This is a genomic window from Streptomyces sp. NPDC032126 (assembly GCF_055580085.1).
This window is the reverse complement of record NZ_JBVIMA010000001.1, coordinates 620,522-647,103: the sequence shown is the minus strand read 5'-3', so window position 1 is coordinate 647,103 and position 26,582 is coordinate 620,522. Positions and strand designations below refer to the sequence as shown.

25 protein-coding genes and 1 pseudogene are annotated in these 26,582 nt (G+C 73.3%); 11 read left to right on the top strand and 15 right to left on the bottom strand.

Annotated elements, in window-relative coordinates; all coding sequences use genetic code 11:
* The first annotated feature begins 258 nt into the window (after positions 1 to 258).
* A complete protein-coding gene (locus ACZ5NW_RS02755) occupies positions 259 to 1,962 on the top strand; it encodes a cellulose binding domain-containing protein (protein ID WP_468741888.1) in 1,704 nt (567 codons plus the stop codon).
* Between the two features lie 15 nt (positions 1,963 to 1,977).
* On the opposite strand, the gene ACZ5NW_RS02750 is transcribed toward ACZ5NW_RS02755, so the two are convergent.
* Positions 1,978 to 2,922: a helix-turn-helix transcriptional regulator gene (locus tag ACZ5NW_RS02750; RefSeq protein WP_468741887.1), complete on the bottom strand. Its 945-nt coding sequence runs from the start codon at positions 2,920 to 2,922 to the stop codon at positions 1,978 to 1,980.
* 39 nt (positions 2,923 to 2,961) lie between these two features.
* Here ACZ5NW_RS02750 and ACZ5NW_RS02745 point away from each other — a divergent pair, with 39 nt between their 5' ends.
* Positions 2,962 to 3,441 (top strand): hypothetical protein, encoded by a 480-nt coding sequence (locus ACZ5NW_RS02745; RefSeq protein ID WP_468741886.1) that lies wholly within the window; start codon positions 2,962 to 2,964, stop codon positions 3,439 to 3,441.
* The gene (locus ACZ5NW_RS02740) at positions 3,438 to 3,917 is read left to right on the top strand and encodes a hypothetical protein (protein WP_468741885.1); all 480 of its coding nucleotides are present in this window, start codon (positions 3,438 to 3,440) and stop codon (positions 3,915 to 3,917) included. Before ACZ5NW_RS02745 ends, ACZ5NW_RS02740 begins: the two co-directional genes overlap by 4 nt.
* Here ACZ5NW_RS02740 and ACZ5NW_RS02735 read toward each other — a convergent pair.
* The 3 genes from ACZ5NW_RS02735 to ACZ5NW_RS02725 all read right to left on the bottom strand — a co-directional run bounded on the left by ACZ5NW_RS02735 (position 3,874) and on the right by ACZ5NW_RS02725 (position 6,264).
* Positions 3,874 to 4,644 carry a class I SAM-dependent methyltransferase gene (locus ACZ5NW_RS02735; protein WP_468741884.1) on the bottom strand — a complete coding sequence of 257 codons (771 nt, stop codon included), beginning with the start codon at positions 4,642 to 4,644 and terminating at the stop codon, positions 3,874 to 3,876. The genes ACZ5NW_RS02740 and ACZ5NW_RS02735 overlap by 44 nt on opposite strands.
* Before the next feature lie 34 nt (positions 4,645 to 4,678).
* Positions 4,679 to 4,984 (bottom strand): 4a-hydroxytetrahydrobiopterin dehydratase, encoded by a 306-nt coding sequence (locus ACZ5NW_RS02730; protein WP_468741883.1) that lies wholly within the window; start codon positions 4,982 to 4,984, stop codon positions 4,679 to 4,681.
* 158 nt (positions 4,985 to 5,142) lie between these two features.
* Positions 5,143 to 6,264 carry an ADP-ribosylglycohydrolase family protein gene (locus ACZ5NW_RS02725; protein WP_468741882.1) on the bottom strand — a complete coding sequence of 374 codons (1,122 nt, stop codon included), beginning with the start codon at positions 6,262 to 6,264 and terminating at the stop codon, positions 5,143 to 5,145.
* Between the two features lie 46 nt (positions 6,265 to 6,310).
* Between ACZ5NW_RS02725 and ACZ5NW_RS02720 the strand changes: the two genes are divergently transcribed.
* From ACZ5NW_RS02720 to narJ, 3 genes are all read left to right on the top strand, one after another.
* Positions 6,311 to 7,141, top strand: a complete 831-nt coding sequence (locus ACZ5NW_RS02720; protein WP_468741881.1) for a helix-turn-helix domain-containing protein — start codon at positions 6,311 to 6,313, stop codon at positions 7,139 to 7,141.
* Positions 7,142 to 7,194: 53 nt separating this feature from the next.
* Positions 7,195 to 8,058: a helix-turn-helix domain-containing protein gene (locus tag ACZ5NW_RS02715; RefSeq protein ID WP_468741880.1), complete on the top strand. Its 864-nt coding sequence runs from the start codon at positions 7,195 to 7,197 to the stop codon at positions 8,056 to 8,058.
* 120 nt (positions 8,059 to 8,178) lie between these two features.
* Positions 8,179 to 8,706, top strand: a complete 528-nt coding sequence (narJ, locus tag ACZ5NW_RS02710; RefSeq protein WP_468741879.1) for a nitrate reductase molybdenum cofactor assembly chaperone — start codon at positions 8,179 to 8,181, stop codon at positions 8,704 to 8,706.
* Here narJ and dnaK read toward each other — a convergent pair.
* The 6 genes from dnaK to ACZ5NW_RS02680 form a co-directional block, all read right to left on the bottom strand.
* A complete protein-coding gene (dnaK, locus tag ACZ5NW_RS02705) occupies positions 8,703 to 10,574 on the bottom strand; it encodes a molecular chaperone DnaK (protein ID WP_468741878.1) in 1,872 nt (623 codons plus the stop codon). The two genes, narJ and dnaK, sit on opposite strands and share 4 nt — an antisense overlap.
* Before the next feature lie 223 nt (positions 10,575 to 10,797).
* Positions 10,798 to 11,223 carry an OsmC family protein gene (locus ACZ5NW_RS02700; protein WP_468741877.1) on the bottom strand — a complete coding sequence of 142 codons (426 nt, stop codon included), beginning with the start codon at positions 11,221 to 11,223 and terminating at the stop codon, positions 10,798 to 10,800.
* Positions 11,224 to 11,275: 52 nt separating this feature from the next.
* Positions 11,276 to 13,009 (bottom strand): vWA domain-containing protein, encoded by a 1,734-nt coding sequence (locus tag ACZ5NW_RS02695; protein ID WP_468742966.1) that lies wholly within the window; start codon positions 13,007 to 13,009, stop codon positions 11,276 to 11,278.
* Between the two features lie 65 nt (positions 13,010 to 13,074).
* Positions 13,075 to 14,136: an ATP-binding protein gene (locus tag ACZ5NW_RS02690; RefSeq protein ID WP_468741876.1), complete on the bottom strand. Its 1,062-nt coding sequence runs from the start codon at positions 14,134 to 14,136 to the stop codon at positions 13,075 to 13,077.
* 101 nt (positions 14,137 to 14,237) lie between these two features.
* On the bottom strand, positions 14,238 to 16,313 hold the full coding sequence (locus ACZ5NW_RS02685; RefSeq protein ID WP_468741875.1) for a phage holin family protein: 2,076 nt from the start codon (positions 16,311 to 16,313) through the stop codon (positions 14,238 to 14,240).
* Between the two features lie 185 nt (positions 16,314 to 16,498).
* Positions 16,499 to 16,900, bottom strand: a complete 402-nt coding sequence (locus tag ACZ5NW_RS02680; protein WP_468741874.1) for a hypothetical protein — start codon at positions 16,898 to 16,900, stop codon at positions 16,499 to 16,501.
* An 84-nt stretch (positions 16,901 to 16,984) separates the two neighbouring features.
* Here ACZ5NW_RS02680 and ACZ5NW_RS02675 point away from each other — a divergent pair, with 84 nt between their 5' ends.
* Positions 16,985 to 17,758, top strand: coding sequence for an MBL fold metallo-hydrolase (locus ACZ5NW_RS02675; protein WP_468741873.1), 774 nt, complete (start codon positions 16,985 to 16,987; stop codon positions 17,756 to 17,758).
* Positions 17,755 to 18,387: a DedA family protein gene (locus ACZ5NW_RS02670; protein WP_468741872.1), complete on the top strand. Its 633-nt coding sequence runs from the start codon at positions 17,755 to 17,757 to the stop codon at positions 18,385 to 18,387. The genes ACZ5NW_RS02675 and ACZ5NW_RS02670 overlap by 4 nt, the downstream gene beginning before the upstream one ends.
* Before the next feature lie 50 nt (positions 18,388 to 18,437).
* Here the strand turns inward: ACZ5NW_RS02670 and ACZ5NW_RS02665 are convergent, their stop codons facing one another.
* The 4 genes from ACZ5NW_RS02665 to ACZ5NW_RS02650 form a co-directional block, all read right to left on the bottom strand.
* Positions 18,438 to 19,679, bottom strand: a complete 1,242-nt coding sequence (locus tag ACZ5NW_RS02665; protein ID WP_468741871.1) for an MBL fold metallo-hydrolase — start codon at positions 19,677 to 19,679, stop codon at positions 18,438 to 18,440.
* Positions 19,676 to 20,923 (bottom strand): aminotransferase class I/II-fold pyridoxal phosphate-dependent enzyme, encoded by a 1,248-nt coding sequence (locus ACZ5NW_RS02660; RefSeq protein ID WP_468741870.1) that lies wholly within the window; start codon positions 20,921 to 20,923, stop codon positions 19,676 to 19,678. Before ACZ5NW_RS02660 ends, ACZ5NW_RS02665 begins: the two co-directional genes overlap by 4 nt.
* Before the next feature lie 253 nt (positions 20,924 to 21,176).
* Positions 21,177 to 21,809, bottom strand: a complete 633-nt coding sequence (locus ACZ5NW_RS02655) for a hypothetical protein (RefSeq protein ID WP_468741869.1) — start codon at positions 21,807 to 21,809, stop codon at positions 21,177 to 21,179.
* Between the two features lie 182 nt (positions 21,810 to 21,991).
* A complete protein-coding gene (locus ACZ5NW_RS02650) occupies positions 21,992 to 22,807 on the bottom strand; it encodes a SigB/SigF/SigG family RNA polymerase sigma factor (protein WP_468741868.1) in 816 nt (271 codons plus the stop codon).
* Between the two features lie 269 nt (positions 22,808 to 23,076).
* Here ACZ5NW_RS02650 and ACZ5NW_RS02645 point away from each other — a divergent pair, with 269 nt between their 5' ends.
* From ACZ5NW_RS02645 to ACZ5NW_RS02635, 3 genes are all read left to right on the top strand, one after another.
* A complete protein-coding gene (locus tag ACZ5NW_RS02645) occupies positions 23,077 to 24,870 on the top strand; it encodes a thiamine pyrophosphate-requiring protein (RefSeq protein ID WP_468741867.1) in 1,794 nt (597 codons plus the stop codon).
* A 267-nt stretch (positions 24,871 to 25,137) separates the two neighbouring features.
* Positions 25,138 to 25,518 carry a DUF2795 domain-containing protein gene (locus ACZ5NW_RS02640; RefSeq protein WP_468741866.1) on the top strand — a complete coding sequence of 127 codons (381 nt, stop codon included), beginning with the start codon at positions 25,138 to 25,140 and terminating at the stop codon, positions 25,516 to 25,518.
* A 74-nt stretch (positions 25,519 to 25,592) separates the two neighbouring features.
* A complete protein-coding gene (locus tag ACZ5NW_RS02635; protein WP_468741865.1) occupies positions 25,593 to 26,144 on the top strand; it encodes a type 1 glutamine amidotransferase domain-containing protein in 552 nt (183 codons plus the stop codon).
* A gap of 139 nt (positions 26,145 to 26,283) precedes the next feature.
* Here the strand turns inward: ACZ5NW_RS02635 and ACZ5NW_RS02630 are convergent.
* A pseudogene (locus tag ACZ5NW_RS02630) lies at positions 26,284 to 26,541 on the bottom strand (DUF6158 family protein); the annotation flags it as partial.
* Positions 26,542 to 26,582: the final 41 nt, after the last annotated feature.

The following is a 26,582-nucleotide window of genomic DNA, read 5'->3' as shown; positions in this document are numbered from 1 at the left end:
TCCGAAAGCACCACAAGGACGCTTTATGTTGGGGTCGGGAAAAGGGAAAGTGGGGTGTGCGGGTAGGGGGAGGGGGGTGCAACGGGGACCGGGCTGGCCGGCCACCCGACGGGCTACCTCGCCCACAAGGGTGTACTGGATACCGTCAACGGCTATCTGTACATCGCATACAGCGACAAGGGCGGCCCGTACGACGGTGGCAAGGGCCAACTGTGGCGCTACGCCACGGCGACCGGGACCTGGACGAACATCAGCCCGGTGGCCGAGGCCGACACCTCCTACGGCTTCAGCGGACTGACGGTCGACCGCAAGCACCCCGGCACGGTCATGGCGACCGGCTACAGCTCCTGGTGGCCGGACACCCAGATCTTCCGCTCCACCGACAGCGGCGGCACCTGGACGAAGGCGTGGGACTACACGTCGTATCCCACCCGCGACAACCGCTACACCATGGACGTCTCGTCCTCGCCCTGGCTCACCTGGGGCGCCAGTCCCCAGCCGCCCGAGCAGACACCCAAACTGGGCTGGATGACCGAGGCGTTGGAGATCGACCCGTTCAACTCCGCCCGCATGATGTACGGAACGGGCGCGACGATCTACGGCACCGAGAATCTCACCAACTGGGACAGCGGCGCCAAGTTCACCGTCAAGCCGATGGTGCAGGGACTGGAGGAGACCGCGGTCAACGACCTCGCCTCGCCCCCGACCGGCGCCCCGCTGCTCAGCGCGCTCGGTGACGTCGGCGGCTTCCGCCACACGGACCTGACGAAGGTCCCGTCGATGATGTACACCTCGCCGAACTTCACCACGACCACCAGTCTGGACTTCGCCGAGACCAACCCCGACACCGTGGTCCGGGTCGGCGATCTGGACTCGGGCCCGCATGTGGCGTTCTCCACCGACAACGGTGCCAACTGGTTCGCCGGCACGGACCCGTCCGGCGTCAGCGGCGGCGGGACGGTGGCCGCGGCCGCGGACGGCAGCCGGTTCGTGTGGAGCCCCAAGGGCGCGGGCGTGCAGTACACGACGGGGTTCGGATCGTCGTGGTCGGCGTCGAGCGGCATCCCGGCGGGCGCGGTCGTGGAGTCGGACCGGGTCGACGCCAAGACCTTCTACGGGTTCAAGTCGGGCAAGTTCTACGTCAGTTCGGACGGGGGCGCCACGTTCACCGCGTCGGCCGCGACCGGGCTGCCCGGCGGCGACAGCGTCCGCTTCAAGGCGCTGCCCGGCACGAAGGGCGACATCTGGCTGGCCGGCGGGGAGAGCGGCGGCGCGTACGGGCTGTGGCACTCCACCGACTCGGGCGCGACCTTCACCAAGCTGGCGAACGTCGATCAGGCCGACACCGTGGGGTTCGGCAAGGCGGCGACCGGCGCGTCGTACCAGACGCTGTACACCAGCGCGAAGATCGGCGGGGTGCGCGGCATCTTCCGGTCGACGGACAAGGGCGCGACCTGGACGCGGATCAACGACGACGCCCACCAGTGGGGCTTCACCGGCGCGGCGATCACCGGTGACCCGCGGGTGTACGGCCGGGTCTATGTGTCGACGAACGGGCGCGGTGTCATCTACGGCGACACGTCCGACACCAGCGGGGGTGGCGGCGGCGGGGGTGGCGGCACCGATCCGACGCCGCCCACCGGTGCCTGCGCCGTGACGTACAAGATCACCAACCAGTGGTCGGGCGGTTTCCAGGCCGATGTGCGGCTCAGCAACACGAGCTCACGTGCCTGGAACGGCTGGTCGCTCGGCTGGTCCTTCGCCAACGGCCAGACGATCTCTCAGCTGTGGAACGCCGACTACACCCAGTCGGGTGCGGCGGTGACCGCGAAGAACGTGAGCTGGAACGGCACGGTGGCGGCCGGTTCGTCCGTGAGCTTCGGCTTCACGGGCAGTTGGTCGGGGACGAACACCAGACCGACGGCGTTCAAGCTCGGCGATCAGAGCTGCACGGTGAGCTGAGCCCGGGTCGGCGCCTCACCTCGGCGATCCACCGTAGCGCGCGGCCAGTTCGGTCACCGTGGCGGCGATCCTCTCGCGCAGTTCGGCCGGTTCGAGCACCTCGACCGCGGTGCCCAGCCGGAGGAACTCCGCGTGGGCGCGGTCCACGGACTCGATGGGGACGGTGACCCGGGTCCAGCCGTCCTCCTCGGGGCGCGCCGCGCCGGTGACCGGGCCGGGGAGCGGGACGCCCGGCGCCAGCCGGACCACCGCCTCGGCCCGGTGCAGCCGCTCGTGGAAGTCGCGCTGGTACGCCGTCCAGTATCCGGCCAGGTCGAAGTCGCCGGGGCGGGTGAACTCCTCGTCGGAGGGGGTGAGTCGGAGGATCTGGTCGACCCGGTAGGTGCGGGGTCCGGGGCCCGCGACGACGTACCAGCGGCCCGCCTTGAGGACGAGGCCGTACGGCTCCAGGCGGCGCTCGACGTCGGTGGGCTCGCGCCAGCGACGGTAGGCGATGTGCAGGACACGGTTGTTCCACACCGCGTCGGCGACCGCCGGCAAATACGGCACCTCGTCGGCGTCCGCGTACCAGCCCGGCGCGTCCAGATGGAAGCGGCCACTGATCCGGTCGGCGTGGGCGCGCAGCTCCGGCGGCAGGGCGGCGCGGACCTTGAGCTGGGCGGCGGCCAGGACGGAGCCGAGGCCGAGCTGGGCGGCCGGGCCGGGGGCGCCGGCGAGGAAGAGGGCCTCGGCCTCGCCCGCGGTGAGGCCGGTCAGCCGGGTGCGATAGCCGTCGAGGAGCCGATAGCCGCCGGCGTGGCCCGCGTCGCCGTACAGCGGGACGCCGGCCGCGCTCAGCGCCTCGACGTCCCGGTAGACCGTGCGGACGGACACCTCCAGCTCCTCGGCGAGCTGGGCCGCGGTCATGCGTCCACGGGTCTGGAGCAGCAGCAGGATCGAGACGAGACGGCTGGACTTCACTGACACAGGATGGCAGTGAAGCGGTCCTAACGTCGCGTCATGGCCTTCACGGAGAAGCTGCTGACCGTTCCGCCGCCGATCGAGGTCGGGGGACGGCGGGTCAAGCGCTACCACGTCACCGCCGACCCGGCGGGCATCGCATCCGAGATCCAGGATGCCGCATACAGAATCCTGCCGACCCTCTTCCCGGATCCCGACGACACCCCACCGGCGACCTTCGTCGTCCTGCACCGCGGCGGCGACGACGGCGCCTACCTCAACGCCTACAGCTGGGTCTGGGACAACGTGCTGCACTTCCGGGGCGCGGCCGCCGGCCAGCCGGTGCTGGGCTGCCCGGACCGTGACCCCACCCACTTCGTCCCCGTCGAGCGGCCGTGGATCGGCTGCGTCTGGGAACTGCCGCCCGTCCTGCACGAGCGCGACGCCTGGGTCCGGCACCTGCTCGCGCCCGACGTGCCCGACCTCGACGCCTATATGACCGACAGCCTGCCCGAGGGAACCACCGGAGACCGCCGATGAGCAGCCCGCACGACTTCGACTTCCTCCACGGCGAGTGGCACGTGCTCAACCGCCGCCGCACCGACTTCCTCGATCCCGGCAGCGACTGGGAGGAGTTCCCGGCCACGACCCAGTGCCGGCCGCTGTTCGACGGGGCCGCCAACATCGACGAGATCGACATGCCGCACCTGGGGGCCAGGGGCGCGACCCTGCGCCTGTTCGCCCCCGACGCCGGACAGTGGTCCCTGCACTGGGCGGCGAGCCGCACCGGCACGCTCTTCCCGCCGGTCGTCGGCCGCTTCCACGACGGCCGGGGCGAGTTCTACGGCGACGACACGCACGACGGCCAGGCCGTGCGGGTGCGGTTCGTGTGGTCGGGGCTCTCCCCGGCCGCCGCCCGCTGGGAGCAGGCGTTCTCGGTGGACGGCGGGGACACCTGGCTCACCAACTGGATCATGGAGTTCGCGCGGCCGGGATCCCGGGCTGCGGCTTCCTGAACGCCCTCAGGGTGAACAACGGGTCCGGGCGCGGCCGGTCCTGATCGGGCAGGGCGGCCAGACGCTCGGCGAATCCGTCGGCCGCCGGATGCCCCGGCGGCAGCGTGACGAACCAGCCGCGGCGCAGGTCTACGACGGTGCGCCGGGGGCTGCGGCCCTGCCCGCGGCCGGTGAACCGGCCCTCGCCCGCCGGGCGCAGCCCGGCCCGGGCGGCGTGGGACTCGACGAGCGCGGCGGCGTCCCGGGCGGGCGTGCGGGGCCGGGCGGCGAGGACGACATCGATGTCGCTGCCCACGTTGTGCGCGGCGGCCTTGTCGACCGTCGTCACATACACGCCGCCGGGCCGCAGCACCCGCGCGCACTCGGCGACGATACGGCGGACCTGCTCGTCGTCGTCGAGGAGGTGCAGCAGCCAGACGCTGGTGACGGCGTCGAACACGGCGTCCGGGAAGGGCAGCCGCCGGCTGTCGGCGACGACGACCGCGCCGGGCAGCCGGGCCGCGGCCATCCGGGCCATGCCGTGGGCCAGGTCCACGCCGGTGACCCGGGTCCCGGGCCGTGCGGCGGCGATCCTGCGGGTCACGATGCCGGTGCCGCAGGCCACGTCGAGCAGGCGGGGCGTGTCGGGCGGCACCAGGCGCAGAACGGCCTCGGCGGCGGCCTCGGCGCGGGCCTCACCGCCGCGCAGGACGTCGTAGGCGGCGGCTTCCTTGTCGTAGTCGAGCATGTGGCTCCCCCCGTCCCTGGGCCATCACCCCTGTTCAGCTTGCCCCATGGGCGGGGGCCAGGGCGGCCACTTTTCGAGCGAGCTCGAAGTCCCGTTCCGTCACGGCGTCCCCGGCGCTGTGCGTGTTCACCGCCAGGGCGACCGTGTTGTAGCCGAGGGTGAGGTCGGAGTGGTGGTTCAGCTCCTCCTGGACCTGGGCGATGTGGACGACCAGGGCGGCGGCGGCCGGGTGGGAGGGGAGGCGGTAGGTGCGGGTGAGGCGGTCGTCGGCGACGGACCAGCCGGGCAGTTCGGCGAGCCGGTCCTCGATCTCCTTCTGGGACAGCGGTTCGTCGGCCATGGCCCGGCTCCCTTCCTCGACGGGGCGTACCCGTCCAGCCTGACACAGGAGGGCCGTCGCGGCCCTGGTCAGGAGGGTTCCCGGTGCTCGGAGCGGTTACGCCTGCCCGGCCCCGCGCGGCGCGTCGCGCGCCGGCGGTCGGGTCGTGCGTACGCCGGTCACCGCCGTACGCACTCCGCCGCGAGGTCGTCGGCGACCGCCGTGATGGTCCCGCGGCCCTCCACCCGCTCCACCCACGGGTGGGGCAGGCCCGGGTCGCCGTGCAGGACGCCGAGCAGGTTGCCGCAGACCGAGCCGGTGGAGTCGCTGTCGCCCGAATGGTTGACGGACAGCAGAAGGGCCTGGTCGACGCGGGGTTCGACGAGGGCGGCGTAGACGCCGATGGCGAGGGCCTCCTCGGCGATCCAGCCGGCGCCCAGCTTCTCCACCTTGCCGGCGTCGGGGCTGCCCTCGGCGGCCAGGTCGAGGGCGGCTTCGAGGGCGGCGGTGGTCTCCTCGTGGCCGGGGTGCCGGGCCAGCAGCCGCAGGGTGCGCAGGACCGCGCCCTCCAGGGAGTCCCCCGCGACGAGGTGGGCGACGATCGCGGCGAAGGCGCCGGCCGCGTAGTAGCCGGTGGGGTGGCCGTGGGTCATCTGGGCGCAGCGGGCGGCGAGGTCGAAGGCGTGCTCGGCGGGGGCGCCGGTGAGACCGAAGGGCGCCGAGCGCATGACCGTGCCGCACCCCTTGGAGTCGGGGTTGACCGGGCCGGGCGGACCGAGCTCGCCCAGCATCGTCGGGACGTGGTCGCGCTGCTCCAGGCCGGAGAGGCAGGCGTTGCCGGGGGCGCGGCGGGAGTACAGCCAGGGCTCGTCGATCAGTCCGCCCCTCGGGCCGTCGTAGGCGGGGCCGCCGGGTCCGGCGACGACGGTGGGGCCGCCGTCGGGGGCGGAGACGCGCTGGGTGTGCAGCCAGCGCTCGTAGGCCCAGCGGACCAGGCGGGGCGCGGCGCCGCCGATGCCCTTGTGGCGCTCCCGCTCGTGCGCCTGGCGCAGCGCCTCCGCGGTGAACAGGGTCATCTGGGTGTCGTCGCTGATCCGGCCCGTCGCGCCACGCGCGTCGGCGACCAGACCGGTGACGCCGCGCGCGCCGTGCGTGGCGCGGATGGAGCCGAGGGAGTCGAACTCCACGGCGTAGCCGAGGGCGTCGCCGAGCGCTCCGCCCAGCAGACAGCCGCGCACTCTGGCCCGGTACACCGCCTCCGCCTCGAAGGACAGTGCGCGGGGGGTCCACGGCTCGGTCATCGGCACACCTCTCGGTCCGGGGGTCGTCTCGACTACGGTCGTCGGTATGACCATTGTCGCGACCGGTGCCACCGCCTCCCCGACCGCCCCCGCCGACCGGGGCGTGGGCCCGCTGCTGCGGGCCTGGCGCGAGCAGCGCAGGGTCAGCCAGCTGGAGCTGGCGCTGCGCGCGGACTCCTCGGCCCGGCACATCAGCTTCATCGAGACGGGCCGCTCCCGGCCCAGCGAGGAGATGGTGCTGCGGCTGGCCGAGCACCTCGACGTGCCCGTACGGGAGCGCAACGCGCTGCTGCTGGCGGCGGGTTACGCCCCGCACTACCCGGAGACGTCGCTGGACGACCCGACGCTGGACGCGCTGCGGGAGGGCCTGCAGCGGCTGATCCTCGGCTACGAGCCGTATCCGGCGCTGGTGGTGGACGGGCTGTACACGGTCGTGGCCGCGAACCGCGGTATCACCATGCTGCTGGACGGGGTCGACCCCGCCCTGCTGGAACCCCCGCTCAACGCGATGCGGCTGACGCTGCACCCCGGCGGGCTGGCGCCGCGCATCCGCAACCTGCCGGAGTGGCGGGGGCATCTGCTGCACCAGATGGAGCGTCAGATCGCGCTGCACCGCTCGCCCGAACTGCGGGAGCTGTACGACGAGGTGGCCGCGTATCCGGTGCCGGAGTCCGGGTCCGGGGGTGAACCGGCCGAGCCGGTGCCGTACTTCGCGCTGCCGATGGTGATCGAGCACGAGGGGCGGACGCTGTCGTTCGTGTCGTCGATCTCCACGTTCAACACGCCGATGGACGTGACCGTCGCCGAGCTGGCCATCGAGACGTTCCTCCCGGCCGACCCGGCGACGGTCAAGTACCTTCACTCGCTCACTTCCTGACGCACGAACATGACACACTGATCACAGGTCTCGACACGTAGGGGAGACGTGGCGTGAGTGAACGGCGGCCCGCCCCCACCGTGGGTCAGGTGGTCCTCGGCAGACGGCTGCAGGAGCTGCGGGAGGCGGCCGGGCTGGGCCGCGAGGAGGCCGCCCGGGCGCTGCGCGTGGCCCCCGCGACGGTACGGCGGATGGAGACCGCCGACGTCGCGCTGAAGATCCCCTACGTGCAGGTCCTGCTGGAGACCTACGGGGTGCCCGAGGAGGAGGCCGCGGCGTTCGTGCAGCTGGCCGAGGAGGCGAACCGGCCGGGCTGGTGGCAGCGCTTCCACGACGTGCTGCCGGAGTGGTTCAGCCTGTACGTGAGCCTGGAGGGCGCCGCGCGCCTGATCCGCTCGTACGAGCCGCACTTCGTCCCCGGCCTGCTGCAGACGGAGGAGTACGCGCGGGCCGTCCTGGAGGCCGGCACGGTCGGCCGGACCACCCCGCAGAACATCGACCGGCATGTGTCGCTGCGCATGGCCCGCCAGCGGCTCCTGGAGGGCGCGCAGCCGCCGCATCTGTGGGTGGTCATGGATGAAACGGTCCTGCGGCGCCCGGTGAGCGAGGACGGCGCGGTGATGCGCGAGCAGCTGGACAAGCTGCTGGAGTTCGCCGAGCGCGACCGGGTCACGCTGCAGATCGCGCGGTTCACGGACGGCCCTCACCCGGGCACGTACGCGCCGTTCTCCCTCTTCCGTTTCGCCGAGCCCGAGCTGCCCGACATGGTCGTCACCGAGTATCTGACGGGCGCCCTGTACCTGGACTCGCGCAAGGAGGTCTCCGCCCATCTGGAGGTCCTCGACCACATGACGACGCACGCCGCGTCGGCGCGGGACACCAAGGAGATGCTGCGCGCCCGCCGCGCCGACTGCTGAGGCCGCCGACCCGTACGGGTGCCGTGAACAGGTGCGTCCCGGCTCTCACCCCTAGCGTCGAGCTACGGGGGTGAACCGCACCGGCTCCTGCCGGTGGAAGGTGGACGCCAAGGAGGTCTGATGCCCTCGGACGCCGTGCTGTACCAGGCCGCCGCGCTCTGTCTGACCTACCCCGGCGACGACTTCCACGCCCGGCTGCCGCTGCTGCGCGAAGCGGCCCCGCAGCTGCGGGCGTTCACCGATCACGCGGCCGTGACCCCGCCGCGGGAGCTGGCCGCGCACTATGTGCGGGTCTTCGACCTCACCCACCGGCACAGCCTCTACCTGAGCCGGTGGGCGGGCGGCGACACCCGGCGGCGCGGCAGGTCGCTGGTCCGCTTCAGGGAGATCTACCGGGCGCACGGGCTGGAGTTCAGTGACGGGGAACTGCCGGACTTCCTGCCGGCGGTGCTGGAGTTCACGGCCCGGACGGGCGACACGGCGCTGCTCGCGGAACACCGGGACGCGCTGCGGCAGCTCCGTACCCGGTTGACCGCATACGGCACACCGTATGCGACGGTCCTGGACGCCGTATGCGCCACACTGCCGACCGCATCCACCACCCAGCGCACGCGCCACCCAGGCCTGCCCTCGCAGAGCCCGTTCTAGGCGGCCCCGCCCCTGGTGTCCCGGTCGTCGTCCACGATCTCCGCGTCGACCACCGACTCGTCGTCCTCGGGCGCGGTGGCCGTCTGCTCGCTGCCCTGGCCGGCGGTGGGCGGCTGCTCGGCCTGCGCGTACATCGCCTGGCCCATGCGCTGACTGACCGCGGCGAGCTTGTCGACGCCCGCCCGCAGCTCGCTCGTCCCGGCGTCGCGCTCCAGCAGGTCCTTCAGCTCGGTCACCGCCGAGCGGACCTCCGCCTTGGTGTCGGCCGGCACCCGGTCCTCGTTGTCGCGCAGGAACTTATCGGTCTGGTAGACGAGCTGCTCGGCCTGGTTGCGGGTCTCGGCGGCCTCCCGGCGCTCCCGGTCCTCCTCGGCGTACTGCTCGGCCTCCCGCATCATGCGGTCGATGTCGTCCTTCGGGAGCGCCGACCCGCCCGTCACCGTCATCTTCTGCTCCCGGCCCGTGGCGAGGTCCTTGGCCGAGACATGCATGATGCCGTTGGCGTCGATGTCGAAGGCGACCTCGATCTGCGGGACGCCGCGCGGCGCGGGCGGCAGACCGGTCAGGTCGAAGACGCCCAGCTTCTTGTTGTACGCGGCGATCTCCCGCTCGCCCTGGTAGACCTGGATGCCGACCGAGGGCTGGTTGTCGGCGGCGGTGGTGAAGATCTCCGAACGGCGGGTCGGGATGGTGGTGTTGCGCTCGATCAGCTTGGTCATGATGCCGCCCTTGGTCTCGATGCCGAGGGACAGCGGGGTGACGTCGAGCAGCAGGACGTCCTTCACGTCGCCGCGGATCACGCCCGCCTGGAGCGCCGCGCCGACGGCCACGACCTCGTCGGGGTTGACGCCCTTGTGCGGGTCCTTGCCGGTCAGCTCCCGGACCAGTTCGGTGACCGCGGGCATCCGGGTGGAGCCGCCGACGAGGATGACGTGGTCGATGGCGGACAGGTTCACCTTCGCGTCCTTGACCGCCTGGTGGAAGGGCTTCTTGCAGCGGTCGAGCAGGTCGGCGGTCAGCTCCTGGAACTGAGCGCGCGTCAGCTTCTCGTCGAGGTGGAGGGGGCCCTCGGCGGAGGCGGTGATGTAGGGCAGGTTGACGGTGGTCTCGGAGGACGAGGACAGCTCGATCTTGGCCTTCTCGGCGGCCTCGCGCAGCCGCTGGGTGGCCATCCGGTCGCCGGTGAGATCGATGCCGTACTGGCCCTTGAACCGCTTGACGAGATGCTCGACGATCCGCTGGTCCCAGTCGTCGCCGCCGAGATGGGTGTCGCCGTTGGTGGCCTTCACCTCGATGACGCCGTCGCCGATCTCCAGGAGGGAGACGTCGAAGGTGCCGCCGCCGAGGTCGAAGACGAGGACGGTCTGTTCCTCGCCGCGGTCGAGGCCGTAGGCGAGGGCGGCGGCGGTGGGCTCGTTGATGATCCTGAGCACCTTCAGGCCGGCGACCTCGCCGGCCTCCTTGGTGGCCTGCCGCTGGGCGTCGTCGAAGTAGGCGGGGACGGTGATCACGGCGTCGGTGACGTCCTCGCCGAGATAGGACTCGGCGTCCCGCTTCAGCTTCTGCAGGACGCGCGCGGACAGCTCCTGGGCGCGGTAGCGGGTGCCGTCGACGGAACCCTGTTCGGGGAAGCGCCAGTCCGCGTCGCCCATGTGGCGTTTGACGGAGCGGGCGGTGCGGTCCACGTTGGTGACGGCCTGCCGCTTGGCGACCTCACCGACGAGCACCTCGCCGTTCTTGGCGAAGGCCACCACCGAGGGGGTCGTCCTGGCGCCCTCCGCGTTGGCGATGACGGTGGGTTCCCCGCCCTCCAGCACGGCCACCACGGAATTGGTGGTCCCGAGATCGATCCCGACCGGACGTCCCATCGCTGTCCCCTTCCACCAGGGCCCGCCAGGGCCCGCCACCGGGCGGCCTCCACCTCCAGCACAAAACTTGAGTGGGCTGTTGTCAATGGGGCGCGGGGCTCACAGGGGCGGGGGAACCCGCGCCCCCGCATCGGGCGAAGCCCGAAAGGGGCGCGGGGAACTGCGCGACAAGCCACGACGAGGCCGCACACGAAAACCGACCCCGTCGCGGCATCCAGCGGAGCTAGGACAGCTTGGCGGACAGCGTGATCGGAACCGCCTTCAGCGCCTGGCTGACCGGGCAATTGGCCTTCGCGCCCTCCGCCGCGGCGACGAACCCGGCCTCGTCGAGGTCCGGCACCGTGCCCTCCACGGTGAGGTGGATGCCCGTGATGCCCTCACCCGGCTGGAAGGTGACGTCCGCCGAGGTGATCAGCTTGGTGGGCGGGGTGCCGGCGCCGGCCAGACCGTGCGACAGGGCCATGGAGAAGCAGCTGGAGTGGGCGGCGGCGATCAGCTCCTCCGGGCTGGTCTTGCCGTTCGCCTGCTCGGCGCGCGAGGGCCACGACACCGGCTGCTCGCCGATGCCGGAGGAGTCGAAGGTGACGACTCCGTTGCCCTGGAGCAGGTCGCCTTCCCAGACGGTGTGAGCGGAGCGTGTGGTAGCCACGTGTCTTCCTTTCGCATGGACGTGCCGTACCCCCATCCGATCACATTCCGGCTCACCGTACGCGGAACACGGGACCACGCGCGGTGAACGGCAGGCGGGCGCCCTGGGGAATCAGGTAGGCGTGCTCGCGCCGCACCCGCAGGACGTCGCACCAGCCGTCGGTGATCACCAGGACGGGCGCCCCGGGCGGGAAGTCGTCCGCGCGCTGCAACAGGTCGATCCCGGGCTGCAGGACCGTGCCGCCGCGCCCGTGCACCCGGACCCGCCCGGCGATCTCGGTGACCGGAAGGTAGCCCGCGTCGTGCGGGGCGGCGTCGCAGAAGACGACCCGCGCGGCCGGTACGTCCCGGGACTCGGCGTAGGAGGCGATGGCGCCGAGCGCCTTGCCGAGCAGGACGCGGTCCATCGAGCCGGAGGTGTCGAGAACCACGCCGAAGGTGCAGCGGGCGATCTCCTGCGGCGGGAAGAAGCGGCCCGCGCGGGGGATGTCGGGGGTGGACGCCTGACGGCGCGCGGGACGGGCGTACGACCGTACGGGCTCGGGGCGGGGCACGAACTCGTCGAACCAGCGGGCCAGTCGGGCGTCCCACGGCAGCGGGGGCTGGCTGAGCGCCCGGATCTCCTCGACCAGGCCGCCCGGGAGGAACCCGCGCTCCTGGCGCTGGTGCAGATCGAGGCCGTGGGCGAGGCCGCGGCGGTAGAACTCGTCGAGGTCGACGTAGTCGGCGGGCGGGCCGAGCGGGCCGCCGAGCAGGTCGCCGACGCCCTTGCCGCGCAGGGTGGCGAGGCGGCGCGCCCGGCGCAGGTCGCCGGCGATGCGGTCGTACACCTCCTCGGCGGAAAGAGAGCTCAGCTCCGGGTCGTACAGCAGCCCCTCGGGCATCGTGCCGACGTCCATCTCGCGCAGCCAGCCGTTGACGACGTAGTCGCAGGCGACGTTGAACAGCTGCGGGTCGCGGGGGCCGCAGCGGTCGCCGTGGCGCAGGGCGGCGTGCAGCATCTCGTGGGCGAGGACGAACCGCCACTCCTCGTCGTCGAAGCGACGTACGGGGTTGACGTAGATCTCCCCGGCCTCCGTGTTCACGGCGGCGATCGCGATGCCGTGCGCGCGGGCCAGTTCGGCGTCGGCGACCAGGGTGATGCCGGAGGCGATGCCGCCGAGCAGCGGGTAGGAGGAGATGAACCAGCTCAACGCCCGTTCCCAGGGCCGCTGTTCGGTCAGCTCCCCGGTCAGGTGGTCGCGTCGGCCGCCCGCCATGTCCATCGCGGCGGACACCGTGCGGGTCAGGGCGGTGGCGAACGCCAGCGGCCAGTCGGGCATCTGCCGGCCGAACCAGCCCCAGGGGACCAGGAGTTGGTCGGGCTCCGGGCCGGCGGTGCCGCAGTGCCCGTAGACGGCCGGGAGGCCGGTGCGGCGCCAGCGGGCGGCGAGCTGTTCCTCGTCGCCGTCCGGGTACGACAGCGGCAGGTGGTCCGGCGCCCTGCCGACGGGGAAGGTGAGCAGAAAACGGTTGACGACCACGCAGCGCGCTGCGAGCTCGTGGCGGTCGGGCTGGGCCCGCTCGTCCTTGTGCGCCGGGACGTGCCCGAAGCCGAGGTGCAGGGCCGCGTGGGCGATCGACCAGGCCCACAGGGCGGGGTCGGCGACGCGGGCCGGGTGGGCGTGCAGGACGCCGTTGGAGTCGACGCGGATCAGGCCGTTCCGGGGCGCCGAGGCGCACTCCTCCTGGCGGCAGGTGTCGAAGTCGAGGGCGGCCAGCGCCGGGTTGGCGCGCACCAGCCGCATGCCCTCGGCGAACGCCTCCCCCGCGACGTCCCGCTGCTTCTTCCCCTTGCCGCCGCTCCCGCGGCTCACCGGCGCGCCTCCACCAGGCGCGGCATGTCCCGGGCCGCCTCGACGAGGAACCAGGCGGGCAGGACGGGATTGCCGTCGGCGTCGGAGGCGATGACGGTCTGGGCGACCTCGACGGAGATCTCGGCGAGCTGCACCAGCAGCGACTTCGCGCGGTACGCCGTCTGGCGGCCGTTCGGCGACATGTGCTCCTTGCTCGCGGGCAGTTCCTTGATCAGCCGGCCCCGGAAGGAGTCCGCGAGGTAGTACAGCAGGTCCCGGTCCTCCAGGCGGTTCGGCCAGCGGGCGTCGCCGGTGAGGATCGCCTCGATGCCGAAGCGGCTGCGCACGATCTTGACGTAGCCGCAGAAGGCGGTGGCGTGCGCGGGCGTCAGCGTGCCGTGCGCGAGGATCTTCAGCGTCTCCTCGTCCAGCCCGGTCCCGAAGGAGTGCAGGGCGTCGGAGAGCATGTGCCAGGAGCGGGGCGTGGAGAAGGGTTCCTCGGTCTTGGGCGGCGTCGACCACAGATGGTCGGGCCGGTCGGTGAGGTGGTCCAGGATCCACGGGTGGATGCCGTTCTGAGCGGCCCACACCAGCCAGTCCTTCGCGGACGCCGAGAGGTGGACGTGGGTGAGGCGGTTGACGAGGGCGGAGGCGATCGGGCGGGCGAGCGCGTTGTCGGTGGCCCGGTTTCCGGCGCCGATCACGATCGATCCCCGGGGCAGTTCGTAGTTTCCGATCCGGCGGTCGAGGATCAGCGAGTAGAACGCCTTCTGCACATCCGGGGAGGCCGCGTTCAGCTCGTCCAGGAACAGGCAGTACGGCTCGTCGCGGGCGATGCTCTCCGGCGGGCAGAACACCGACCGGCCGTCGCGGATCTGCGGTACGCCGATGAGGTCCTCCGGCGCCAGCTGGGTGCCGAGCAGGCTCACGCACTCCAGTCCCAGCGACTCGGCGAACTGCCGTACCAGGGAGGACTTTCCGATGCCGGGGGCGCCCCAGACGAAGACGGGGCGCACGGTGGCGAGGCCGAGGAGGAGTTCGGGCATCCGGGAGGGCGTGACGGTGACGGCGGCCTGCAAAGCCTGCGCTCCTTGAGGGGATTCGGGTGTATGTGCGCCCCTCAGTGTGTGCGGACGACGACCGCGGCGCAGCCGAATTTCCGGCGCCGCGCCGCCCCGGCTCAGGCGGCCCGCTCCTCCCGTTCGGGCTCCAGGGGGACTTGGGGGCCGTCCGACTCGCGCAGCCAGCGGCGCAGGACGCGGTGGAGGTGTTCGGCGCCGGCCAGTTCCTCGCCGTCGGCCACCGGCGTGGACAGCGCGCACGGCGACAGCAGGAACGGCTTGCCCTGGGCGCCGCCGAGGCCCCCGTGGGAGCCGATCTGCTCCTCGAAGGCGAGCACCTCGCCGTCGGCCGGGTCGTGGAAGGAGTTGACCATCACGTCGGCGGTGTGCGGGAAGGAGTGCGTACGGCGCACCGCGTCGGCCGCGCCCGTCCCGAAGGGCGCCAACGGGCCGGTGCCGTCCTTGAGTTCGTCGACGGGGATCTCCGCGCCGTACGCGCCGAGCACGACCCCGTCGTGTTCCTCGCTGCGCACCAGCAGGAAGCCGACGCCGGGGTGGTTGGCGAGCGTGGCCAGCAGGGCGGGGTGACGGGCGTCGATCTCCTCCTTGCTCATGCGGTGCGGCACATCGGGGAAGGAGATCAGGCCCAGGTTGCCGGAGGCCAGCACGATCGGCTCCGAGCGGCGGGAGGGGCGGTGGCGCTCCCCGCCCTCCTCGACGGGCCGGCGCAGCGCCGCGCGCACGGCGGCCCGTGCCTCGGCGCCGCTGCGGGTGCGCTCGGCCCGGCGTGGCACGGGCAGCCCGCAGCCGGCCCGCACCAGGTCGCCGAGGGTGAGGCCGTAGCGGGCGCGGAAGGTCTCGCCGGGGCTCTGGCCGTGGTCGGACAGGACGACGATCCGGTAGGGGCGGGGGGCGTGTTCGGCGACCTTCTCGATCAGGGCGAGCGAGCGGTCGAGGCGGGCGAGGACCCTCTCGGCGTCCCGGCTGTTGGGGCCGGAGTGGTGGGCGACCTCGTCGTAGGCGACCAGGTCGGCGTAGACGGCGGTGCGGCCGGCGAGCATGTCGCCCATGACGGCGGCCACCACGACGTCCCGTTCGACGACGGTCGCGAAGGCGCGGACGAAGGGGTAGAGGCCGCCCCGGGCGACGCGCGGCCGGCGCTTCTTCAGTCGGGCGTGCGTGGACTGGCCGATCTCGCGGCCGACCTCGGCGACGAAGGACAGGGCGGTGCGCACGGCGTTGGCGGGGTCGGAGAAGTAGGCGAAGTAGCCGGCCCGGGAGCGGTTCTCGCGGCTGCGGCGGTTGATCGCTACGGACAGCACCAGGGCCTGCTCGTCGGCGCCCCCGCCGAAGAGATTGCCGCGGCTGGCGCCGTCGACGGTGAGCAGTCCACCGTCGCCTGTACGCACGACGGCGCGGCGCTGGAGTTCGGCGGCGCTCGTCGGCCGGTTGCACACCATCACCTCGCCGCGGTCCTTCTCGTACCAGCGGAAGGCGGGTATGTCGTGGTTGGAGCCGTGCAGGATGCCGAGCTGGCTGGAGCCTGTCTGGCTGGACCAGTCGGTGCGCCACGGGGTCAGGCGGTGCGTGGCGGGCTCTCCGTCCGTCCCGCCCAGCCAGCGGGCGACCGTCGGCATCACGCCCCTGGCCACGGCCGCGCGGAGCACGTCGTGGCCGACGCCGTCGAGCTGGAGGAAGACGGTGCCGTGGGTGGGCGGGCAGGGCGGGCCGCCGCCGCGGCGGCGGTCGGCGAGCCGGTACAGGCGGCGGCGGTAGGCGTCGTCGTCGCGCACGGCGAGCGCGCCGCCCGTCGCGGAGGCCACGGCGGACATGACGGCGGCCACGATCACGGCGGTCTCGGGGGCCGCCTCGCTCTGCCCCGACGGGGTCAGCCGCAGCGCGACCAGCAGCAGGGAGCCGTTGAGGAAGAACACCAGCAGGCCGAGCACGAGGGCGGGGACGAGCAGCAGGAACCGTACGAGGAGCGGCCAGACGACGGCCGAGAGCACACCGAAGACACCGGCGCCGATCGCCGCGGTGACGCCGATCGTCGTCGCGCTGTCGCCGTCGGCAGACTGGAGCCGGAAGTCCGGCAGGATGCCCGCGAGCACGAGCATCGTGACCGTGGACACCCCCCATACGGTGAGGCTCCGCCCGAACTGGGAGACCACCCGCCGCCAACGCCCTGCACCCACGCCGAGCCCACCTCACGTCCCGGCCCCGCCCCCGCCCGCGGGGCCTGTGTCACCACCAGCCTGTCATACCGGCGGCACCACGTCCCGGCGGTGCGGGACCGATCCCGGACCCCATCCCCGGACCCATTCCGGACCTCATCCCCGGACCCGCCCGCGCGACGCCCCCGTGACCGCCCCGGCCGACGTCACCGCCCGTCGTAGCCGGCCGTCGGCATCGACAGCCTCCGGTGCACCCGCGCCTTCATCTGCGCGTCGTACGCCGGTTCCGCGTCCCCCACCGTCTCCACCCGCACCCCGCGCCGCGCGCACTCCGCCGCGAACTCCTCGACGGACGACAGCGCGCTGCGCAGCACCCGCGCGCTCGGCGCGACGAACAGGTCGACCCCGGGCCGCACCCCGTCCCACAGCACGCAGTGATCGGCGCGCAGCCCGCACACCAGCAACTCCCGCGCGACGACGTACCCGTGCTCCCGCGCCCATCGCGCGCACATCGCGTGCTGGGTGCGCGAGTCCACCAGGAAGGGATCGGCGTCCAGTTCCTCCAGCGGCGTCAGACTCGCGATCGCCGTGACGCGGACCGGTCCCATGGCGTCCCCCTCACCTCCGGGTTTCGCCGCCGACCCTACTCCTGCCCGTAGGCTTCGGGGGAGTCGCGCGAAGGAGGCAAAGAGGTGCCGGTGGAGATCACCTGGTGGGGTCACGCCACCTGCACGATCGTGGACTCGGACATACGTGTGCTCACCGATCCCCTGTTCGCCCGCCGCCTCGCGCACCTGCGCCGGCGCCGGGGCGCCCCGCCACCGCCCTCCGCCTGGCGCGCGGACGTGGCGCTGGTCTCCCATCTGCACGCCGACCACCTCCATGTGCCCTCGCTGGCGCGCCTCGCGCCGGGCACGCGCCTGGTGGTGCCCCGGGGCGCGCCGCGCGCCGTCCCCGGCCTCCGGCGCCTCACGCATCTGCGGCTGACCGAGATGGCCCCCGGGGAGGAGACGGTCGTGGGCGGGCTGCGCGTGCGGGCCGTGCCGGCCCGGCACGACGGGCGGCGGCTGCCGGTCGGACCGCACCGCTCCCCCGCCCTCGGATACGTCGTCGAGGGCGAGGCGCGCACCTACTTCGCCGGGGACACCGGCCTGTTCGCGACCATGGCCGAGGAGGTCGGACCGGTCGACGTGGCGCTGCTGCCGGTCGGCGGCTGGGGTCCGTACCTGGGCGAGGGGCATCTGGACGCGGGGCGGGCGGCGCAGGCGCTGGCCCGGCTGGGGCCGCGCAGCGCGGTGCCGGTGCACTACGGCACGTACTGGCCGATCGGCATGGACGCGGTGCGCCCCCATGAGTTCCACGCGCCGGGCGAGGACTTCGTACGGCACGCGGCCCGGCTGGCGCCGGAGGTGACGGTGCACCGGCTGGAGCACGGGCAGAGCGTACGTCCGGAGGTCGCACGGTGATAGGGCTGGCCTCGACCGCCACGACGGTGCCCGCGGAGTCGACACAGCAGGCGATCGGCTATCCGTCGCTGTTCCTGCTGGTGCTGTTCGGGGCGCTGGTGCCGGTCGTGCCGACGGGGGCGCTGGTGAGTTCGGCGGCGGTGGTGGCGTTCCATCAGACGGCTCCCTTCGCGCTGGCGCTGGTGTTCGTGACGGCGTCCCTCGCGGCCTTCCTGGGAGACGCGACGCTGTACTGGCTGGGGCGGCGCGGGATGCGGTCGCGCGGCGGGTCGCGCTGGCTGGAGGCGATCCGCGCGCGGGCCCCGGAGGACCGGCTGACCGGGGCGCAGGAGAAGCTGGCCGAGCACGGGGTGGCGGTGCTGGTGCTGTCGCGGCTGGTGCCGGCGGGCCGCATCCCGGTGATGCTGGCCTGTCTGATGGCGCGCTGGCCGCTGCGGCGCTTCGCGCGCGGCAACCTCCCGGCGTGCCTGGCCTGGGCGGTGACCTACCAGCTGATCGGGATCCTGGGCGGCTCGCTGTTCCCGGAGCCGTGGCAGGGCGTGGTGGCGGCGGTCGCGCTGACCTTGCTGGTCAGCGCGGCACCGAGCCTGTGGCGACGGATCCGCCGGACACCGGCGGCCGGGTCCTAGGTCGCGCGCGGCGGCTTGCCAGGTCTCCTGGCGAGGGTGGTGACGGCTCGCTAGGTCTCCTGCCGCACCAGCACCCGCGACCCGCCGATCGGCAGGTCCCACAGGTCGTCGCGGTCCAGTCCCGCCCTCTCCCAGGCGATCCGCACCCGGGTGAGCGGCTCCAGGACCGGCTCCGCCGACAGCACGAAGGTGCCCCAGTGCATGGGCGCCATCCGGCGTGCGCCGAGGTCCTGGGTGGCGCGGACGGCCTCCTCGGGGTCGCAGTGGACGTCGCTGAGCCACCAGCGCGGGTCGTAGGCGCCGATCGGCAGCAGGGCGAGGTCGATACCGGGATAGCGCCGGCCGATACGGGAGAACCAGTGGCCGTAGCCCGTGTCGCCCGCGAAGTACACGCGCTGTCCGTCGGGGGCGGTGCAAACCCAGCCGCCCCACAGGCTGTGGCAGGTGTCGGTGAGGGTGCGCTTGGACCAGTGATGGGCGGGCACGAAGTCGAAGCGGACCCCGGACACCTCGGCCGCCTCCCACCAGTCGAGCTCGGTGACGCAGGTGAAGCGGCGGCGCCGGAACCAGCGGCCGAGCCCGGCCGGCACCAACACCGGGGTGTCGCGCGGGAGTCGGCGCAGGGTGGGGGCGTCCAGGTGGTCGTAGTGGTTGTGGCTGATGACGACGGCGTCGACGGGCGGCAGGTCGTCCCAGGCGACGCCGACGGGGGTGACGCGCGCGGGCGTGCCGATGATACGGCGGGACCAGACCGGGTCGGTCAGCACGGTCAGGCCGCCGACGCGCACCACCCAACTGGCGTGTCCCGCCCAGGTGACGGCGACGGTGCGGGCGTCGACGCGGGGCAGCGGCCCGGGTTCGTAGGGCAGCAGGGGGATGTCGGCGAGGCCCTCCCGGCCGGGGCGTACGGAACCCTCGCGGGCGAAGCGGGCGAGGGCCTTGAGGCCGGGCAGGGGGGCGGTGAGCCGGTCGTGGAACGTACGGGGCCAGACCCGCCGCTCGCCCAGCGGCCGGGGTTGGGCGAGCGGCGGGAACGACGGCGGGGAGGGCCTGACGGCGATGCCCCCGGGCGCGGCCGCCAGGACGGTGACCGGGCCGGCCGTGGCCGCACCGTCATGGGCGGGTGCCGCGGCACCGACAATTGCGGTGCTGTCTATGCCGGTCGCGGTCCCGGCGGCTGTCGCACTCTCGACAGTGGTCGCACTCTCGGCGGTGTTGGCGCTCTCGGTGGTGTTGGGGCTCTCGGTGGTGGTCGCGGTCTGGGTCGTGGTCGTCTCGGACTGCTGCGTCATCGAGGAGGCTCCCATCGCTGAGCGTCGTCACGGAGATCGTCGAAGACCGACCTCAGATGGATCAACGCACGGTGCACGTGTGGCAGTTCCAAGGGGGTGGGTGACGTGAGGCATTCCGTGCGCTCGGCGTCGGTGGTGCCGAGCAGCGGGCCGGTGGACAGGCGCACGCGCAGCGCCCCGAGGTCGTCCCCGAAGCGGTGACCGCCCGGCGCGGGCATGCCGAGCCGGGCGGTGAGGAAGTCCTCCAGGTCCTGCGCGTCCCCCACGCCGTGCGCGGACAGCGCGGTGCGCAACGGACCGAGGTCGGCGTAGAGATGACGGCCGGCCCGGGGCGGCAGCGCCAGCGCGCCCGCGCCGACGACGACACCGTGCGCGGCGGCGGCCACGCGCGCGTGCAGGCGTACGGCGGCGGCCACGCGCGCGGTGACCGGCTCGGGCTCGCCGAGGACGTACGCGGCGGCCGCGGCGACGGGCGCGGCGACACGGGCGCCGAGCGCGGTGAGGATGTCGAGCACGCGCGCGTGCAGGCCGTCGCCCCCGTCCCCGGCGGGGAATCGGGCGACGGCGGCGGGCCAGCCGGCGGGCAGCAGGGCGCCGGCGAGGTCGGTGACGACGGTGACCCGCTCGGGCAGCATCTCGGCCGGGCTGACCGGCACGGTGTCGTGCGGGGCGTGCAGGGTGTCCCGCCAGGTCTCGTCGCTGACCAGGTGCAGTCCGGCGCCGGCGGCGGCCTCCACGGCCTCGTGCAGCAGTTCGGGCGGGGCGGCGGTGCCGGTCGGGTCGTCGGCGACGGACAGCACGAGGAGCCGGGGGTCGCCGCCCTCGTCGCGCACCCGGCGCACGGTCTCCAGCAGGGCGTACGGGTCCGGGACGCCGCCGCACTCGGCGGGGGTGGCCACATGGAAGACGGGGCGGCCCAGCAGGCGCGCGTACGGTGCCCACCAGGCGGCGCAGGGGCGGGGCACCAGGACGTCACCGCCGAGGGCGGCGGTCAGGGCGAGCAGCAGCGCGGGGGCACCGGGGGCGGCGGCGAGCCGGTCGGCGGCGGCCGGGACGGCCCGCCGCTCCCAGTAGCCGAGGGCCGCGTCCAGCAGGTCCCGTCCGCCGCCGACGGGTTCGGCGTCGGAGCGGGGGGCCGCCCGGGCGAGCACCTCGACGAGCTCGGGCAGTACGGGGAGCCCGTCCGCGGGCAGCGGCGGCCCGTAGCGGACGGGCCCGTGGCCCTCCGGTTGCGTCCGCCGCATGTGGCCCTCCGCGCAGTGGGTCGTTGGTGCGCCGTGCCGTGCCCGGGCCGCCGCCGGCCTCCCCCGGCGCCGGGGGCCGGTGGGGCGAGGCGTCCCGTACGGGGCCGGTCGGGCCCCAGGGCTGTCAGTACCCAGCGTGCCCCGTCCCCATGACGGCCCGCTCGGCCGCGGCCACTCACCCGCCACCGCCCGCTCGGGACGTACGGTCGCCTCCTTGGGTCGTACAGCCGCCCGCCCGGCTCCCTCGGGCGCCTCAGGCGCCGGTGGCCGTGCCGCGGCGGCGCAGCAGCCGGTGCGCTGCGGCGGCCGCCGCGGCCGCGATGAGCACCCCGCCGGCGACCAGCGCGGGCACGGAGTCGTTGAAGGAACCGCCGTCCCCGGCCCGTACCCCGCGCTGCACGGCGGCGGCACCGCCGCAGGGCGTGCCGGACGGGGTCGGCTGGGTGCAGGGCGTGGCCGGCGCGACCGTGCCCTTGGCGACGTCGAAGGTGGCGCTCCAGGCCCGCCCCTGCCCGCCGGGCGGCGCCGGGCAGGTGCCGTCGACGGTCCACGCGGCGTCGGTCCCGGTGCCCTCGATCCCCTGGAACTCGGTGGCGGCGGCGATGCGGGCGGTACCGCGGTAGGCGGGCCCGGACGCCCCCTCGTCGTTGCCGGGGACCTTCTGCAGGGTGACGGTCCCGTCGGCGAAGGCCTGTGAGGTGGCGTCCAGGGTGGCGGGAGCGGTCCCACCGACGGCGTCGCAGGCGACGGAGACGGTGACATTGCTCGCGGGCGCGACGGAACCCGGACTGACCTCGGCCGCGGGATCCGCGTGCGCGACCGGGGCGACGGCCAGTACGGCGCCGTGGAGCGCGGCGACGGACAGGACACGGACGGTGCGACGCATGGGGCGGCTCCTTGGGCCTGCGGCGGAGGTCGTACGCCCCCATCACAGCCCGCGGGAGAGGAGCCCGCCCGTGAGAGCCCCCCATTGGCGGCACCCACGCACCCGACCAGGTGAACCGCGAGCCACGGACGGGGCGGGCGGCCACGACGCGCCCGTGGCCGCCGACGGACCGACCCCATGCCCTACGCGGCGTCCTCGAGCACCTGCTCGCGCAGCTGACGGCAGCACCGGCTGATCAGCCGGGACACATGCATCTGCGAGAGGCCGAGCCGTTCCGCGATCCGGCTCTGGGTCATGTCGCCGAAGAACCGCATGTAGAGGATCGCCCGCTCCCGCTCGGGCAGTGCGGCGAGCCGGAGCCGCACGGCCTCCCGGTCCACGACCGTGTCCAGCGCGGGATCGGCGGACCCCAGCGCGTCCGCGAGCGAGTACCCGTCCTCGCTGCCGGGCAGCTCCGCGTCCAGCGAGAGGGTGGTGAAGCTCTCCAGCGCCTCCAGTCCGACGCGGACGTCCTCCTCGCTCAGCTGCGTGTGCTCGGCGATCGCCGCGACGCTCGGGCGCTGGTCCGAGACGCCGCGGGTGAGGTCCTGGCATGCGAAGCGGACCCGATTGCGCAGGTCCTGGACCCGCCGCGGTACGTGCAGGGTCCACATGTGATCGCGGAAGTGCCGTTTGATCTCGCCGGTGACGGTCGGCACCGCATAGCTCTCGAACGCTTTGCCGAGGTCGGGGTCGTAGCGGTCGACGGCCTTGACGAGCCCGAGGGCCGCGACCTGGCGCAGGTCCTCGAAGTTCTCGCCCCGGCTGCGGAACCGTCCGGCCAGCCGGTCGGCCATCGGCAGCCAGGCCTCGACGATCTCGGCGCGCAGCCGGTCGCGCTCGGGACCCGGCGGCAGCGCGGCGAGCCGCCGGAAGTCGGCCGCGGTGTCGGGCGCGTCGTCGTGGGGGTGCTTCGCGTTCGCTCCTTTGCGGGGGATGCTTCGTGTGGTGCTTCGCATGATGCGTCGCAACTCCCTTGTACGTGCTCTGGGTTGGCCGGTCACCGTGGTGAGCGTGGAGGGGGGCGGCCGGGCGCCGGGTGCGCCGGGGCCGCGCCGGGCGGTCTCCCACGGGCGTGCCTCCGGTCCGAAGCACTGTCACTCCGGCTGCCCGCGGCCCCCGCCCGCAAACACCCCGCAGGTTTTCCCGGGGCCCCGGCGGTGACTCGTCCAGTTGCCCGGTCGTCTTCCTCGACCATGTCTTCTGACCAGCACGCGGAGGTTCTCCCATGAGCACCAAGGTCGCCGACCACATCCTGGAGCGGCTGCGCGAATGGCAGGTGGAGTACGTCTTCGGCTATCCCGGCGACGGCATCAACGGCCTGCTCGCCGCGTGGGGCCGCGCCGAGGACCGGCCGCGTTTCGTGCAGTCCCGGCACGAGGAGATGTCCGCGTTCCAGGCGGTCGGCTACGCGAAGTTCAGCGGCCGGCTCGGCGTGTGCACGGCGACCTCGGGCCCGGGCGCGATCCATCTCCTCAACGGCCTGTACGACGCGAAGCTGGACCATGTGCCGGTGCTGGCCGTGGTCGGGCAGACGGCCCGTACGGCGATGGGCGGCTCCTACCAGCAGGAGGTGGACCTGCACACCCTGTTCAAGGACGTCGCCTCCGACTTCGTGGAGACGGTGACGGTGCCGGAGCAGCTGCCGAACGTGCTGGACCGGGCGATCCGGACCGCGTACGCCCGCCGCTGCCCCACGGCCGTCATCGTCCCCGGTGACGTGCAGGAGCTGGACTACTCGCCGCCCACGCACGAGTTCAAGATGGTGCCCTCCAGCCTGGACCGCAGTTCCTGGACGGCGGTCCCCTCGGACGAGTCGCTGCGCCGGGCCGCGGACATCCTCAACTCCGGTGACAAGGTGGCCGTGTTGGTCGGGCAGGGCGCCGCTGGGGCGCGCGAGGAGGTCGAGCGGATCGCCGAGCTGCTGGGCGCCGGGGTGGCCAAGGCGCTGCTCGGCAAGGACGTGCTGAGCGACGAACTCCCGTACGTCACCGGCTCGATCGGCCTGCTCGGCACCCGGCCGTCGTACGAGCTGATGCGCGACTGCGACACCCTGCTGACCATCGGATCATCCTTCCCCTACACGCAGTTCCTGCCGGACTTCGGGTCGGCGCGGGGCGTGCAGATCGACATCGATCCGCACATGGTGGGGATGCGCTTCCCGTACGAGGTGAACCTGGTCGGCGACGCGCGCGAGACGCTGCGGCGGCTGATCCCGCTGCTGTCGGCGGAACGCGGGCGCGAGTGGTACGAGACGGTGTGCGCCAACGTGGAGCGCTGGCGCGAGGTGATGGAGCGGCGGGCGGGCCTGACGGCCGACCCGATCAACCCGGAGTACGTGGCCCGGGCGCTGGATCCGCTGCTGCCCGCCGACGCGATGGTCTCGTCGGACTCGGGCTCGGTGGCGAACTGGTACGCCCGCCATCTGACCATGCGGCCCGGGATGCGCGCCTCGCTGTCCGGCACGCTGGCGACGATGGGCTGCGGTGTGCCGTACGCGATCGGCGCGAAGTTCGCCCACCCGGACCGGCCGGCGATCGCGCTGGTCGGCGACGGGGCGATGCAGATGAACGGGATGGCGGAGCTGATCACGGCGGCGAAGTACGCGGACCGCTGGCAGGATCCCCGGCTGGTCGTGGCCGTCTGGAACAACCACGATCTCAATCAGGTGACGTGGGAGCTGCGGGCCATGGGTGGCGCCCCGTCGTTCCTGCCCTCGCAGGAGCTGCCGGACGTGCAGTACGCGGCGTTCGCCCGCTCGCTGGGGCTGACCGGTGTACGCGTGGAGAAGCCGGAGGACGTCGAGGCGGGCTGGCGTACGGCCCTGGAGGCGGACGGCCCGGCGGTCGTGGAGTTCCTCACCGACCCGTCCGTGCCGCCGATCCCGCCGCACGCGACCTGGGAGCAGATGGAGGCGACGGCCGCTTCCCTGCTGAAGGGCGACGCGGAGCGCGGGTCGGTGGTGCGACAGGGACTGAAGGCGAAGATCCAGGAGTTCCTGCCGGGCCGGGAGAAGCAGTAGGAGCGGCGGCGGCCGGAGAGGCGGCCGGCAGGGGCAGGGGCTGCTGCTGCTCGGGTGGCAGCAGCAGGTCCTCGTAGCGGCTGAGTGCCATCACGAGCACGAGCATCAGGAGCGGTATGAGCACGGCCAGCAGCGCCATGGGCTGTCCTTCCCCAGGTGGTGCGCGGGGGGCAGGGCCCCGGGTCTCCCGGCGGCGGCCCGGCAAACCTGGTGTCGGCCGCCGCCGACCGGGTACGCGAGGGGTCCGTCAAGTACCTGGAGGGAGTCATGCAGCGAGGCAGTGACCGGCTGAACGTGCACCGGGACGACGAGATGAAGCACGAACTGCGGGGCCTGCTCAGGTCGGGACACCCCACGCGGACCGAGGAGTGGCACGACCCCGAACCCGCCGCCGACGACGACCCGGAGATCTGGGGCGGCCCGGTGGTACCGGCGGGCGCGTCGGTGGAGACGGTACGGCTGGAGCTGGCCCGGATCCTGGGCCGGGGCGCCTTTCCCGCGGCGACGAACGCGCTGGTCGGCGAGTTGCGCCGGCACCACGCGCCGGATCCGCTGGTGGACGCGGTGCGGGACCTGCCGCCGAGGGCCCGCTGGGCCACCGCCCGGGAGGTGGCCGAGGCGGTCATGGGCGAGCGCCGAGGGCGTTGATCCCCAAGAGGAGCCCAGAGACACAGACGAGCCCAGAGACGACCCGAAGACGACCGACAACCCGAGGACTGATCATGCGCATCGCATTTCTGGCCGCGCCCGAGGGCGTGGAGCAGGTCGAGCTGACCGAGCCCTGGCGGGCCGCGCGGGACGCGGGGCACGAACCCGTGCTGGTGTCCACGGAGCCGGGCCGTATCCAGGCCTTCCACCACCTCGACAAGGGGGACCGGTTCCCGGTGGACGAGGTCGTGGGCGAGGTGTCCGCGGAGTCCTTCGGCGGGCTGGTGCTGCCGGGCGGGGTCGCCAATCCGGACTTCCTGCGCACGGACGAGCGGGCCGTCTCCTTCGTGCGGGACTTCTTCGAACGGGGCCGTCCGGTCGCCGCGATCTGCCACGCCCCGTGGACGCTGATCGAGGCGGATGTCGTACGGGACCGGGTGCTCACGTCGTGGCCCAGCCTGCGCACCGACATCCGCAACGCGGGCGGAACCTGGGTGGACGAGCAGGTCAGGGTCTGCGACCGGGCACCGTCCAAGCTGGTCACCAGCCGTAAGCCGGACGATCTGAAGGCGTTCTGCGCGACCTTCCTGGAGGTGTTCGCCGAGTCGGCGGCGGCGGTGCGCTGACGCGTCGCTGCCGACGGGGCCGGGGGGCCTGGAGCGAGAGGGACTTTCAGCGGTCCGTCGCCGGTGCCCCCTGGCCCCACTTGCCGACCGGCGCACCGGCCGGTTCGCCCTTGGGTTCGCGGCGGACCCTGCGGCCGCCGTCGGCCGCCGCCCGCTCGCGGGCGCCGTCGCGGGTCCGGCCCGGGGCGACGAAGCGGCGCGGGTTGCGCCGCAGGTACTCGCCCTCCAGTTGGGCCATGCGCTCGTTGTGGGCCCGCAGCGCGTCGTTCGATCCGTACAGCAGGGTGTCGTGGCGCGTGCGGTGGATCGTCTCCAGCTCCTTCATGAGCTGCTGGTCGTCCAGACGGCCCGGGTCGACTCCGGTCATGGTGGTGCCCCGCTCGTCGTGTTCGTCCATGGCGTTCGGGTACCCGCTGGGGGCACTGCCCATCAGCGGCT